This is a genomic window from Candidatus Nitrospira neuquenensis (assembly GCF_979578155.1).
Genome location: NZ_CEFZDU010000004.1, coordinates 73,666 through 87,516 on the forward strand (window position 1 = coordinate 73,666; position 13,851 = coordinate 87,516).

The 13,851-nt window shown below is 69.9% G+C and carries 9 protein-coding genes; 4 read left to right on the top strand and 5 right to left on the bottom strand.

Features of this window, described 5'->3' with window-relative positions; genetic code table 11:
- Positions 1-78: 78 nt before the first annotated feature.
- The gene (locus AC1U7O_RS02280; RefSeq protein ID WP_479892948.1) at positions 79-2,607 is read left to right on the top strand and encodes a plastocyanin/azurin family copper-binding protein; all 2,529 of its coding nucleotides are present in this window, start codon (positions 79-81) and stop codon (positions 2,605-2,607) included.
- Positions 2,608-2,844: 237 nt separating this feature from the next.
- On the opposite strand, the gene AC1U7O_RS02285 is transcribed toward AC1U7O_RS02280, so the two are convergent.
- Positions 2,845-3,651, bottom strand: a complete 807-nt coding sequence (locus AC1U7O_RS02285; RefSeq protein WP_479892949.1) for a hypothetical protein — start codon at positions 3,649-3,651, stop codon at positions 2,845-2,847.
- A 621-nt stretch (positions 3,652-4,272) separates the two neighbouring features.
- On the bottom strand, positions 4,273-5,154 hold the full coding sequence (locus AC1U7O_RS02290) for a glycosyltransferase family 2 protein (RefSeq protein ID WP_479892950.1): 882 nt from the start codon (positions 5,152-5,154) through the stop codon (positions 4,273-4,275).
- Positions 5,155-5,359: 205 nt separating this feature from the next.
- Here AC1U7O_RS02290 and AC1U7O_RS02295 point away from each other — a divergent pair, with 205 nt between their 5' ends.
- The 3 genes from AC1U7O_RS02295 to AC1U7O_RS02305 are packed head-to-tail and all read left to right on the top strand — an operon-like array spanning position 5,360 to position 10,900.
- Complete coding sequence (locus AC1U7O_RS02295) at positions 5,360-7,357, top strand: peptidyl-prolyl cis-trans isomerase (protein WP_479892951.1); 1,998 nt, start codon at positions 5,360-5,362, stop codon at positions 7,355-7,357.
- Entirely contained in the window at positions 7,344-8,207 is an 864-nt protein-coding gene (locus tag AC1U7O_RS02300; RefSeq protein ID WP_479892952.1) for a COG1361 family protein, read from the top strand. The genes AC1U7O_RS02295 and AC1U7O_RS02300 overlap by 14 nt, the downstream gene beginning before the upstream one ends.
- Before the next feature lie 2 nt (positions 8,208-8,209).
- Complete coding sequence (locus AC1U7O_RS02305) at positions 8,210-10,900, top strand: 6-pyruvoyl-tetrahydropterin synthase-related protein (protein WP_479892999.1); 2,691 nt, start codon at positions 8,210-8,212, stop codon at positions 10,898-10,900.
- Here the strand turns inward: AC1U7O_RS02305 and AC1U7O_RS02310 are convergent.
- Genes AC1U7O_RS02310 through AC1U7O_RS02320 form a run of 3 tightly spaced genes read right to left on the bottom strand, consistent with a single transcriptional unit; the run spans position 10,857 to position 13,827 of the window.
- Positions 10,857-11,753 carry an NAD-dependent epimerase/dehydratase family protein gene (locus AC1U7O_RS02310; RefSeq protein WP_479892953.1) on the bottom strand — a complete coding sequence of 299 codons (897 nt, stop codon included), beginning with the start codon at positions 11,751-11,753 and terminating at the stop codon, positions 10,857-10,859. The two genes, AC1U7O_RS02305 and AC1U7O_RS02310, sit on opposite strands and share 44 nt — an antisense overlap.
- Positions 11,750-13,357 (bottom strand): GMC oxidoreductase, encoded by a 1,608-nt coding sequence (locus tag AC1U7O_RS02315; RefSeq protein ID WP_479892954.1) that lies wholly within the window; start codon positions 13,355-13,357, stop codon positions 11,750-11,752. Before AC1U7O_RS02315 ends, AC1U7O_RS02310 begins: the two co-directional genes overlap by 4 nt.
- The gene (locus tag AC1U7O_RS02320; RefSeq protein WP_479892955.1) at positions 13,354-13,827 is read right to left on the bottom strand and encodes a hypothetical protein; all 474 of its coding nucleotides are present in this window, start codon (positions 13,825-13,827) and stop codon (positions 13,354-13,356) included. The genes AC1U7O_RS02315 and AC1U7O_RS02320 overlap by 4 nt, the downstream gene beginning before the upstream one ends.
- Positions 13,828-13,851 lie beyond the last annotated feature (24 nt).

Below are 13,851 nucleotides of genomic sequence, written 5' to 3' on the forward strand. Positions count from 1 at the left end.
GGGCCGGGTGTTCTTATGTCGGCACGTGCGTGGAGTCGGTGGCCCTCCGTTCAGGCCTTGACGGCCGTGATGGCGGGTGTGGCTGTGGTTGCCGCGGGAAGCGGTTTGGGCGAGGCCGCGACGGTCGCGGTTCAGGTGTACGGCATTCAGGGAGACGACAGCCGCGGCCACGCGCAAGGGGAACCCTTCGGCACGGTCAACCCTTCCTGCTCGGACGCGCCGACCTGTGCGTACAACGGTGCCTCTCCCTCTCTCATCCGTGGGGATACGGTTGAATTCGAGAATCTCGGCAAGTTCAAGCACACCGCGACCGGCGATCTGAGCTTCTCACCCCGGCTGCCGGAGGTCGTCCAGCCCACCGCGTCGAGCAACAACTTCTCCACGGGCAAACTGGAGTCGGGACAGCGTCTCCGCATCGGCCCCTTCGCCGTAGACGGCTCGCTGGACTACTACTGCCTCGTCCATGGTCCCGAACAGATGCGGGGGACCTTGACCGTCGGTCCGCCCCCGGCGAGCGGCACGACCACCCTCACCACCACGACCACGGCGGCATCCACCACGACGACCAGCCCGACCACCACGACGGTGCCGGCGACGACCACGACGACCGGTCCGACGCCCGCCCCGCCGGCCCGACACGACCTCGTCGTGGCCTTCGCGCCGAGCCAGCCTCCCTTCGTCATCGGGAAGATCGTCCGGGTGACGGTGGTCGTGACCAACGCCGGCACGGTGGACGAGGCGGCCTATGTGACGATGAGCGGGGACATCAATTACTCCGCGGCCCAACAGGCGACGATCCCTGCGGGAAGCTCTCGGAACGTGGTCTTCGACTATCCGGTGCCGGCGCGGCTGCAGGTGACGCTGACCGCCGCCGGTCAACTGGCCGCCGGGCTGGCCGACGCCTCCCCCGCCAACAACCAGGACACGCGGACCTACTCCACCACGAGCGGGCCCGTGAGCCGGCTCTTTCCGGTCAGGGTCACGGACAACAGTCCGTGGTTCCTGCCGCCGCGGCTGAGTATTACGACGGGCGATGTGGTCGAATGGGCGAACCTCTCCGGCGGGACGCATACGGTCACGAGCTTGGTCATGGCCGCCGCCGGGCAGGGCGGGGCCGTGGCGGCCCTGCCCGGGGACGGGCCGCTGCTGGGCGGCGATTTCGACCGACGGGCGCTCGGGCCGGGCATGACCTATCGCGTGACCTTCTCCGCGCCCGGCCTCTACCCCTACCTCTGCCTGATCCACCCCTACATGTCCGGGTCTATCTCGGTGGGGTTGCCGGGAGCGGTGCTTCCGGCCGGCCCGCTGCCCGACGTGGTCATCGGCGTCGGGACGCCTGACGCCGGGCCACCGAGCCAGGCCGGCGCGCCGCCGGGGGTGGGGGAGTTCTGCGTCGCTGCGCAATTCGAGCTGGCGCCGGGGACGGGGGTGGCCGGGGTTGTGCACTGCGGAGATGCGGCAGCCTTTCAGGACCTGCCGCTCTCCGTCTTCGACGCCGGGTGCCTGCCCGGAGCGACCGGCTGCAACCCGGAGGGGAGCCTGCGTGTCATGGGTCAGGCCGATGGAGAGGTCGGCCTGGTCGGCCGGCGCATCGGCGGGCGATGGGAAGGGCTCAACAACCCCCATGATCTCTGGTTCGACCGGACGGGCAGGCGGATGTTCGTCACCCAGTCGCACGGGGATGCCTTTGTGACGATCGACCGGATGACCAACCGGATCGTGGACACGACCCCGGTCTTTGCCGGGGCTGACGTGACGCACGTCCTGACGACCCCCTCCGGCACCGTGGGGGTCTTGAGCATCGAGGGCGGCGTGGCGGGGTTAATCGGCCTCTTCGACCCGAACCATCCCGACCATCCCATGACCGGGTACATTCCCTTGACGCCGGAACGCCATCCCCACGGGCTGTGGATTTGCGGGGAAGGGAGCCTGACCGCGGCCCTGCCCCTCTCCAACGAGGTCGCGTTCATCGACCTGCCGCCCACCGCGTTGGGAACCGGGCAGGTTCGGATGGTGTCCTCGTCCGTCGGGCTCTATCCGGTGGCGGTCGGCGCGTTGTCCGACTGCACGAAGTCCTACACGGCCAACGCCCTGTCGAACAACGTGATCGTGCACAACCCGATCAGCGGCCTGCCGGTCCACCACGTGGAGTTGCCCTCCTGTGAGTCCTGCACGTTGATGGGCGTCCCGCTGCCTACCATGGCCGTCCCCAACCATCTGCCCCCGAGCCCCGACGGGCGGTTTATCGTCGTCAGCCTCGCCAAGGCGGGCCGAGCCGCCGTCATCGACACAGCGGGCGACACAGTGGTGGCGCTGGTGGACTGCGGAGCCGGATGTCATGGCTCGGCCTACGGGCCCAAGAAGGGTGGGGGCTTCTACTGGTGGGGAGCGGCCAGCCATCAAGACCGACTCACGGTGTTGGACATGGATTCGCTCTCCCGTGTCGGCGATGTGCCGTTGGCGGTGCGCAGCGTCCTGACTCTTCAAGGTCTGACCCCCTTGGGATGCCCCACCTGTCCCGCCGCGGCGCCGGGACGGGGCGGGGCCATGAGCGTCACGACCTTCCCCCTCGCCCCTCCGTGGGTGCAGCCGGTGGTGCTCCGGTGAGCCGAACGGCGAGCACCGGCGTGGCTAGCCCGCATGATTCATGAGCGCTTCTGCTGCAACCGCGGATTCGCGGCTGCGACAAGCCAGCAGGCGACTGCCGTGCATGCTGGCGAGCGGGCTCGCCGCTCGGACCCTCGACGTACGGTTTCAAGCACGCCTCGGATCTTCTCGGCTCCACGCGCCCGTCTCGCGACGCGACTCCACGGTTTCGCGACGAACCGTCATGAATCATGCGGGCTAGAACACGGGAGGGGTGGTGGGGGGCGCCAGGGGATCGCCGGTCGGCGGCAGTGTCGTCGGGGCTTGACCCGGTGACGCGAGGGATTGTCCCGACGAAGCAGAGGGCTGACCCGGTGATGCGGGGGATTGGCCGGGCGATGCAGGTGGTTGGCCCGGGCCGCCGAGCGTCGGCGAGCAGGTTCCAGTGGGAGGTGGCGGACCGGCCGGCGGTTGGCCCCTCGACCCAGGGGGCTCTGCGGCCGGGGCCGGAGAAGAGCCTGGCAGCGGTGTGCCGGCGGCCAAGGGGTTGAGTTGGTTCAGCCCGGCCGCACAGGGTTGACCGGTCGCCAGTTCTGCCTTGAACAGCACTTCGCTGTAAGCCGGCGCATCACGGAAGTTCACTCGGTCGAAGGGGCGTTCCTTGCTGCGACTGTGTACGCCCACGATCTCGCCGTTCACCCGGAGCAGGGCGAAGTCCTCACCCGTCATGGGGTCCTTGTACACCCGCTGCAACGTCGGCTTCGGCGGTTTGGTCATTTCCTCCAGCGTCAGGGGAAACCGGTGGTCCCGTGTGGATTTCATGACTTCATAGTTTGCGCCGAACTGCTCCAATGCCGTCTTGATGCGGTTGCCCCGGAAGAGCAGCTCGGCTTCGCGGTCTCGCTTTACGAGGACCTTCCATTCTCGCGCCAGGGCCGTGAACGAGATGCCCATGAGCACCACGACCAGCATCAGGGCGAGGTAGGTGACCCCGCGCTCCTGCGCACGCGGCTCGCCGGTCCCGTGGATCGTCGCTCCCGGCCGCTCCTGCCCGTCCACCCGCATGGTCTTACTTGACGGCCGGGCCGCCGCTTCCCGGGGGATAGAGCGGAAACAGCGGGTTGAAGGGGTTCAGCGGGAGGACGGCGGGGCCTGTTCCATCCTGCGGCGGCGGAGGCGGTGGCGCGGCTCCCGGCTCCGCAGGAGCGAGATTCTTCATGGCGGTTTCGTAGTCCGGTGCGGGGGGGACCACCGGCCTGTTGGCGGGCGGCGCAGTGTTCGGGTCGCTCGCGGGACCCTGAGCCGGTTGCAACTCCGGCGGCATCGGGACGGCATAGTCCTGGGGCGAACTCGGCTGGGGCGGAGGCGGTGCGGAGGGGACGGCGAAGGGATCGGGGGAGGCCAAATTCCCTGGGGACATCGGCGGCGGACTCGGCGGGGAGGAAACGGAAGGGCCGGCCTTGCCTTCCAGGGAAAGGGGCGTGCACTTCTCCATCTGGGCGGGACTGTCGGTGAAGACCCTTCGGCCCGAGGCATCGACGCATTCGTACGTGGCGGCGCTCACCCGGTCCAGGGGGAACCCCACCCCGAGCACGGCGGCGAACACCGCAACCGGCGGGACGCCGCCGGCGAACGCGGCCCACGGGATCCTTCGAGAGAACAGATGCACGGAGGGGATGCTCCGCATTACTTCGCGAGGCCCAAGACCGTCCAGCGTTCCTCGGGCTGCGGCTTCGGCGTCAGGTAGTAGAGGACGTGCGAGCGGGGTATGAGCGTCAGCTCGACGATTTCCTCGACCGAGAAATGCTGAGCGAGCCGGCACACGCGCTCCCGGTCATAGGCGTTGAACAACTCGTCGGGCTTGGCGGGTTCCGGTCGCTTCCAGCAGGCCCGCAGGAGCGTCAGCAGCTCCGGGAGCGTCCTGACGGCCCGGCCGAGCACGGTGGTGCGAGCGGGGCGGCACTCGCGGACCGTGACCGGAATTTCCTGCCACGTCACCCCGGCGCGATGGGCCCGAAGAACCAGTTCGGTGTCGAACAGCTCGGCGTTCGTGGCGCAGGCTCGTACCAGCGGAAGGACTCGGTGGCGGCGAAACGCCTTGATGCCGTGCGTGTCCGAGCCCTTGAAGCCGAGCGCGACCCGAAGGAATCCGTTGAACAGCCTGGTGATCAGCCGACGAACCAGCGGCCGCTCGTCCTTCGACCCGGGCGCCACTTTCGATCCGACGACGCACTCGAACTGATCGAGCAGGGCGCTCGCGCGGGCCAGGAACTCCATGTCGCACAGGTCGAGGTTGAGCAGGACGAGGCGGTCATACCGGGCATGCTCGATCCCCGCTCTCAAGGCGTGGCCGTAGCTGGGGTAGCTGAGGTGCAGGATTCTGACCCGGGCATCGGCGCGGCTCAGGTCCCTGGCGATGGCGGCCGTGCCGTCGGTGCTCCCGTTCTCGCAGAGGAGCACCTCGAAGGAGAACCGCAGGGAGTCCAGGCCGCGGATCAGCCCCTCGACCGCCTCCGCGAGGATGACCTCTTCGTTGTAGACGGGGATGATGATGGAAATTGCCGTCACGGTCCCCTCTCCCTGTTGTCCAGCTTGCCAAGGACTATCAGGGCCCTCCCCGGACGGCAATTCCCATAATCCCAGGAGGCCTGGGAACCCACCAGAAATGAGGGGGATGGAAGTGCCGATTGTTGGCTCCGGGAGCACCATCTAGAATGCCCTCATCGTGGCCGGGGCACTCCAAGGGGGGGGCGTGGTCGGTCGAGCGAAGCGAATGGCGCTGCCGGTCCTGGGCCTGGCCGTGCTTCTCGGCCTGGCTGCGAAGCTCTTCCTGGTCGGCAACGCGGGCCGCGGCGAGGCCACCCTCAAGGCGCCGGCTCCACCCCTCCCGTCGGTTCTTGCCACGGTTGACGGGTTCCCCCTCACCCGCGAGGAGGTCCTCGCCGGCCTGGCTCGCGATCCGGCGCCCACGCTCGACGCCATCCGCGAAGCCGTCGGCTCCCTGGTCGAGGCCAGGCTCCTTTCGCAAGCCGCCGAAGCCATGGACCCCTCCGGGAAGGCGAAGCTGGCGCCCGAGGCTGTCTTGGCCGAGCAGGTCCTGGTGGAGCCGGGCGAGGTCGAGACCCTCTGGGATCGGAATCGGCGGATCTTCTGGGGAGACATCCAATCCGTTCGTCATGTCAGCGCCGCGACCGAAGGGGAGGCCGGCCTGTTGAGGGCGTCGCTGCTCGCCCCGGACGGGCAACAGGGCCCTCCGGCCGCCTTTCCGACGGTGGAACAGGTCGGGCCCGGGGCGCTGGCCCCCGAGCTCGAGCAGGTCCTCTCGTCGCTCCAGCCGGGCGAAACCAGCCGGCCGATCCAGGCCGATGGCCGGTATCACGTGGTGCAACTGATCCGGCGGAAGCCGGCCGTCGAGGTGGGATTCTCGGACTGGCAGGCCCGCTTGAGGGAGGCGATTCGAGCCGAGCGGTGGCATCGGGAGCGTACTCGCTGGCTCCGGCTCCGGGAAGCCTGCGCGGAGGTCGCCGGCGATCCCCGGTTCCTCCCGCCGTCGCCGGCCGAGGCCCAGGCCCATTTCCTCGTCCATCCGGAAACGGTCGCGGTCGTCAACGGCCGCGACATCACCCGCGACGATCTGCTGGGACGCATCCGACAGGCGCGCGCCATGGGGAAGGATGGCGCGCGACACCATCACGGCCATGAGCCGTCCGAGGCGGAGTTCCGCACGGCCCTCCTTAAGAAGATCGAATCGGTCGTGGTGCTGCAGGAGGGGGAGCGGCGGGGGGTGACGCTCGACGAACGTGAGTTGGATGAGCGCTACCGCGCGCTGCGAAGCGGCTTCTCGTCCGACGCGGAGTTGGAGGCGATGCTCAGGGACAATGCCACGAGTCTGGAGGAGTGGCGGCGGAGCATGCGCAACGGCCTGCTGCTGCTCAAGACCGAGATGACCGAGTGGCAGCGTCTCCCCGTGGACGACGCGGAGGTCGAAATCTACTGGAGAGAGAACCGCGCTGCCTTCGCCCGAGACCGGATCAAGGGCGTCCGGTTCGACTTCGAGGCGGAGCCGGCCGCCCGGGCCGCCCGAGCCAGGCTCGACGGCGGCGCTCCCGCCGTCGGGGAGCCCCCCTCCCGCTGGTTCACGATGGACCAGCTTCCCCGGGAGGTGTGGAGTGAAGCCTGGGCCGCTCGGCCCGGGGCGGCGATCGGCCCGGTCCGCACGCCGGGCGGGTATGTGGTGATGCGGATCACGGCCCGGCAGGAGGCCGACGCCCAGACGGCGGAAGATCACCGCGAAGCCATTACGGGCATCCTGCGGCGAAGCCGCTGGCTCCAGGAGGAGCGGTTGAGATGGGTCCTGTCGCTCATGGAGCGCAGCACCGTCTGGAACCGCTTCGATCTGACCTTGAAGCTGGGCGCGCAGATCCCCGTGGTCGCGGGAGCCCGCGGCAAGTCGGCGCTGGTTCTGGTGGCTCGGGCGAGTACCTGCGAGGCCGGCCTCTGTGAGGCCGTCGTGCGTCGGTGGAGCGACGGAGTCCCGCTTGAGGTCGTCACCGGCCCCCGGGCGGAACTGATCGCGCGGGACTGGAATCTCCCCACCTTGCCCTGGGTCTTCGCCGTGAACGATGCGGGGACGGTGGTGGGGGAATGTGCGGGGCCCATCACGGAGGCGATCCTGACCCGGTTGGCGTCGAGGCTGTCCTCTACCCATAAGGCCGGATCGGAGGGGGGGCGGTCCGCTCGGAGCGTGGAGGTGCGGCGTGCGAGGGGGTAGCGGCCTGGTCGGTCTTTGCCTGTTGGGGACCCTGCTCGGGCTCGTCCAGGCGGCTGAGGCGAGCTACATCCGTCTGCGCGTCACGCCCCAGACGCGGATGGTGGAGCGGTTTCTCGTCGTGACCATCAACCTGACCAATGAGGGGGACGAGGACGCCTTCTCCCTCCAGGCGACGGTGGAGGCCGAGGGGCGTGCGGTCACCGTTCCCCTGGTGCACCGGATGGCCGTCAAGGAGGAGGTCGAGACGACGGTGCACCTGCCGGTGGGCGACGTGCCGCCGGGCACCTACCAGGCGGTCGTACGGGTCGGCTATACCGACGCCAACAGCTACCCCTTCTCGACGACGACCGTCGCCTCCTTTGTGAAATGGGAAGGGGCGGTGTCCCCGCTCGTGGCCAGCGTCCGGGCGAGCGACCTCTCGCCGTCCGGCGACGTGCAGGTCCGGGTCGCCAACGTGGACCGTCGTGCGCACGAGGTGAGGGTCAGGCTGGTTGCCCCGCGCGAGGTGTCGGTCCGGCCGGCGGTCGCGCGGGTGTCGCTCGGGCCGGGGGCGCGTGACACCGTCCGGTTCAAGGTCGAGAGCGAGTCCGCTCTGCCGGGCAGCGCGTACGTCGTCCACGCGATCCTGGACACCGACGCTGGCGGCCGGCACGCCTCGCAGGCCGCCTCCGCGACGATCCGCGTCCTGGCTCCGACCTGGTCGCGCCGCGGGGCCCTGCTGGGCCTCGGGGGCCTGGCCGTCCTGCCGCTCGTCGTGCTGGCGCTGCTGCGCCTCGGTCGTCGTCTGCGTCAGGGGGCGGCGGCGGGCCGACGCCGAAGGCCGGCGCTGGGACGGTCCGCCGCGTCGTGAGGATGGAGCCCGCCGATCGGACAGGGCCGGCACCTCGGCCTACGTGGGAATCCTGGGCCGACGCCTGCATCCTCGGCGTCACCTCGGCCTTTCTGGGCGCGCAACTTCGGCCCGACCTGCTCCTGTTGCCGACCACGCCCTCGGGCGGCGACATCCCCTCGCACTACGCCACCCTGGTGTACCTGAAGGAGCAGCTCCTGCCCCAGGGACGCATCTCCGGCTGGGCCCCGGGCAACTACGCGGGGTTTCCCGCCCTCCAGTTCTACTTTCCCCTCTCGTTCCTCCTCATGGCCGCCCTGAGCGCGGTCGTCGCCCTGCCCGTGGCGTTCAAGCTCGTCACGATGCTGGGCACGATGTTGCTGCCCACCGCCTCCTACGCCCTCGTGCGGTTGATGGGATGGCGGTTCCCCTCGCCGGCGCTGGCCGCGCTGGCCACGCTGCTGTTCTGCTTCCAGGAGGGCAACTCCATGTGGGGGGGGAACATCATGAGCACGCTGGCCGGGGAATTCGCGTTCAGCCTCGGGATGGCCTTGGCCGTCTTCTTCCTGGGAGCGGCCTGGGCCGGCGTCATGAGCGGTCGCGGCCTCGTCGGGAACGCCGCTCTCCTCGCGCTGGTCGGGCTGGGCCATGGCTATACGCTCCTGTTCGCCGGGCTGACCGCCCTGGCGCTGGCGGCACTCGGCCGAGACCGGGTGGCGGCCTTGCGATACCTGCTGGCGGTCTATGGGCTGGCCTTCTGCCTGCTCGGCGCGTGGATCCTGCCCCTGCTTGCCAACCTGCCCTACACCACCGCCTTCGCACCGGCCTGGTTCATCAAGGAGTGGACGGAAGTGTTGCCCAGAGACTTCTGGGCGCCGGCGGCCGCGGCCTTGGCCTGGAGCCTCTGGCTTCTGCTGCGGAGGTCCTACGGCGGCGCCCCCATCGACCGATCGGTGCTGTACCTCTGGTACGGCATCCTGATGAGCGCCGCCGGCTACTTCCTCGGCCCGCGGCTGGGCGTCGTGGACGTGCGGTTTCTCCCCTTCGGCCAGTTGCTCCTGACGATCCTCGGCGCGATCGGGGTGGGGGAGGCGGCTCGGCGCGTGCGGGGTGGCGGCGCGGCCGCGGTGCTGGCCGTGGCGGCCCTGGCCTGGTGGAGCGTGGACCAAGCGAAGCAGCTTCCGGCCTGGATCGCCTGGAACTATGCCGGGGCGGAGCAAAAGGCCCTGTGGCCGGCTTTCCTGGCGGTGAACAGGGCGCTGCGCGGCACGGCCGACGACCCGCGCGTGGTCTACGAGCATGCGATGGTCCACAACGGCGCCGGCTCGCCTCGGATGTTCGAAACGCTTCCGCTCTACTCAGGACGCTCGACCCTCGAGGGGCTCTATCTCCAGGCGTCACCCAACGCGCCCGCCGTGTTCTACATCCAGGCCGAGCTGTCCCGCGAGGCCTCCTGTCCCTTCTCGCACCTGGCCTGCACCAGGTTCAACCTGGACGACGCCTTCCGGCATCTGCGGCTCTTCAACGTGCGGGACATCGTGGCCGTCAGCGATCAGCTCAAGGAGGCGCTGCGGAAGCGGGACAACGTCGAGAAGGTCATGGAGGCGCCGCCGTACGAGGTCTATCGGATTCGGGAGGCCGACGTGCCGGGCTACGTGACCCCGGTCCGGTACGAGCCGGTCTTCGTCAAGACGACCCGATGGAAGGACGTCGCCTACCGGTGGTTCCGCCTGACCGACCAGCTTGACGTGCCCATCGTCTTCCAGGCCGACCGCTCGCCGGCCGAACTCGACCGCTTTGCGTCGGTGGCGCCGGATCGGATCGGCAGCCTCCCGCGCCGGCCGATCGTCCTGCCGCCCGCCGGCCAGGTCCGGACGAGGCTCACGGCGGACGGCATCGAGTTCGACACGCCCTACCCCGGACATCCCCATCTGATCCGGGTGTCCTACCACCGGAACTGGCGGGTCGAGGGCGCGGACGGGATCTTCCTGACCGCCCCCGCCTTCATGCTGGTCTATCCGCAGCACAGGCACGTGCGCCTGACCTACGGGCCGTCCTGGCCGGAGCGGGCGGGCGCCGGGCTCAGCCTGGCGGCGTTCGCGGCGGCCGGGGGCCTCCTGTGGCGTGCGCGTCGCCGGCCCACGATGCCGCCCCGCCTCGCCGGACCGGTCCTGCGCCGGTTGGGGACGGCGGCGGGTCCGGTCGCGGCCGGCCTCCCGATCCTGTTTCTGGTCGTCGGCCTGGCGCTGGGACGGATCGAGCCGTCGCCGCACGCGCTGCTGAACGAGGGCATCCAGGCGAGGGATCGAGGAGACTTCGCCGCCGCGGCGGATCGTCTGCGGCGCGCGATGGCGAGCGCGCCGGCGTCGGGCGCGGCCGAGCAGGCCGCCTACTACCTGGGCACCCTGCCCTACCTGCAGGGGGACATGGAGGGAACGATCCGGGCCTTCGAGGCGATGGTGCACGCGTACCCCACGAGCCCCTTCGTGCCGGAGGGCTACTATCACATCGGGGTCGCCTGGCAGCGGCTCAACCGCAGACCGGAGGCGCGGAGCGCGCTGGAGCTGGTCCGGGACCGGTTCGCGGAATCGGCCTGGGCGACGTACGCGCAAGAGCGTCTGGCGGAACTCGACGCGACCGCCGATACCGCCGAAGGGGACGGCACCGGGCTCAGGGGGGAAAGCACAGGGTCAGGCTCTCGTCCACCGTCCTGAAGGAGAGGCCGAGCGTCGTGAGGTCGCGGGACGCCGGCATGTGGACCATGGCCTTGAGGCCCAGGAGATTCTCCGACGTGAGGGGTAAGGGGATGCGCCACCGCTCCAGGGCCCGGAGCATCGCGAGGGTGCCCTCCATCGGCAGGGGGATGAACCGGCAGCGCCGGTTCAAACGGGCGGCGATCTTCGCGAAGAGGTCGCGCATGGCGACGCCCTCCGGTTCCGCCACGACGTGGGTGCCCGGCAAGCCCTTCTCCACGACCAGCTCGATCGCCCGGCAGACGTCGTTGATGTAGACGGTCTGGACGATCTGACGTCCGCCGTCGAAGATCGGGACGACCCCGAGGCGGCGGACCTGCTCCGCCATGCGGTGAAAAGTGCCGCCCGGCTCCGGTCCGATGATCAGGCCGGGACGGATGATGGCGTCGCGCGACGGGTCCAGGCGCTGCTCCAGCTCGAACTTGCTCCGCCCGTAGAAGGATTCGGCGCCCGCGTGCGCCCCCGTGCTGGAGATGAAAACGAACCGTCCCACCCCGTACCGCCGGCTCAGCTCGTAGACGGTTATCGTGCCGTCGTAGTTGATCCGTTCGGCCTGGTCCCGTGGAAGCTGGCGCGTCGCGTAGGCCGCGTGGACCACGACGTCCACTCCCTCGAAGGCCCGGGGATCCACGCCCTCCGGGAGTAGGCCCTTGAAGAGAAGGAGGCCGGGGAGGAGCGGGGGCGCGGCGTCGGGGTCCCTCACCAGCCCGCGGACGGTCCAGCCGCGCCCGCCGAAGTGGCGGCAGAGGGCGCGGCCGAGGAATCCCGTCGCTCCCGTGATCAGAACGGCCCGTCCGGGGGACCGCCCGCTCATCGCAGCACCGCGGCGAGGTGCTCGCCGATCCGGTTGGCGTTCGCCATCATGGTGAAAGTCAAGGCCTTGGCCGGCAGATAGGGAAACACGGAGCCGTCGGCCAGATAGACGGCCTCGGTCCCGCGCAATCGCCCCTCGGGCGTCACCGTCAGGTCTTTCTCCTCCCGCGTCATCGGGAACGTGCCGCCGTAGTGGGCGCTGGCGGCATGGCCCGGCCTCGTGGGCTTGAGCGGCAGGCACCCCATCCTCAGGAACAGGCGCAGCAACCGGCGCTCCTGGCGGCGCTGGCGGTGCACCGCGGTTTCCGGCGGCGAGTAGACCAGCTCCAGGCGGTCCGGCGCCCCGGCCTCTCCGCGGTGCAGCCGGCAGTACTTGCCGGGATCGGGGCGGTCTTCGTGGTCGATCGCCAGGATGGCCAGGGCCGGCACCAGCAGCTTCGCGACCCGCATCCCCTCGCGGTAGGCCAGGGGCATCTCCTGGATCAGCCGGAAGTTCAGGAGGGACCTGTAGGTGTGGACGTGGGCGTGGACCAGCGGCTCGCGCCGGTCTGGCGAATCCAGCACGAGGCAGAGTTGGGCCAGGCTGTGCCGGTCCGGGCCGGGCACCCTCCCGAGCATGGCCAGGTTGATCATCGGGACCAGCGTATAGGGGTTGGCGAGGAGCGGCACCTTCTGGCCGTACCGCCCGAGGGAACGAAGCACGATCCTGGTCGTGCCGAAGACGCCGGCCGTGAGCACCAGACTCCGCGCCCGGTGCCGCTCCGTGCGGCCGGTCGCCAGGTTGCGGCCGCTCACCGTGACGACGCCGCGCTGTTCCCGAAAGGCCGACACCAGGACCGGCCGATGGTAGGCGAAGTTGGGGTGGCGTTGCAGTTCCTCGAGGCTGTAGCGGGGGCGGTAGACGCTCCGGTCCGAGTCGGCCCAGAAGGACATGTCCAGATACCGATCCGGGCCCCGCCCCCGATGGGCGCGGCTCAGGGCGGCCAACCGGGGATACCCCAGGAACAGCCCCGCGGCGTTGAGCGTCGCGCGCCGGCGCCGGTAGGCGGCCAGGATGAGGGAGGCGTTCCAGTCCTCGTTCAGCGGGGGCAGCAGGGACGGGCACTCGCCGTAATAGGGGAGGAGGTCGTCCCGCGCGCCGCTCACGCCGATGCGCTCGGCCACGACGTGGTAGTGACGCTCCAGCTCCTGTGCGGTGAAGGGAAATCCCTCGAGGTCCCGCTCGGTATAGGGGAACACGCCGGCCCCCCAGGCGCCGGCGAGCCCGCCGAGGGCCAGGCTTTCGAGCGGAAAAAACGACGAGGACTCGACCGGCGTCAGCTCCTGCGTGTCTCGCACCACGTACTGCCGCGGAGGAGTCAATTGCGCCCCGGGCCGGACGGCGCCGAAGGACACGCCCTCGAAGCGCTCGCCGAGCATGTAGCGGCACTGCTGCGGATCGGTCTGGCGGATCTCGACGAACGGCCCCTTCGGGATCAGGGGCGCATAGGTGCGGTCTTCGTGGCCGACATCGAGCAGGGTGACCTGCCGTCCGCCGAGGACGAGGGGGTAGGCGGCATGGACGCCGCTGGGGCCCGAGCCGACGATGAGGGCGTCGCTGATCATCGGGCGCGGACGGCGAGGGGATAGACCAGCAGGCCGACCAGCAGTTTGCCCATGCTGGCGCATCCGTAGCCGAGCAGCTTGAGGCCGGCCAAGAGGCCCGGCTGCCGTTCCGGGAAGAAGAGACCGGTGAAGTCCGGCGTGGTTTCCAGGATCGCCACCATCACGTGCAGCTTCTTGCGGAGGAGCGACTGCGGATCCAGCACGGCCAGGAGCGCGTCCAAGTAGGGCAGCGACCAGGGATGCCGCCGGGCGAACGTCACGGGGCCGGTCTGGGCGGCGTCCTGGTCATCGGAGAAGAGAAGGGCCTGGGCCTGGAGGTATCGGCCAGTCAGCGGGGGATCGGGCGGTCGTCCCGTGAGGTACAGGCAGAAGACCGCACACTCCTCGGTCCACCCTCGCGCCTCGGATCGAGGCCGCGGCACGGTCGCCGCGGCCTCGAAGGGTCTCTCCCGGCAGACCTCACCGCCCATGGCCGACTCCTCTCAGCGGGCACG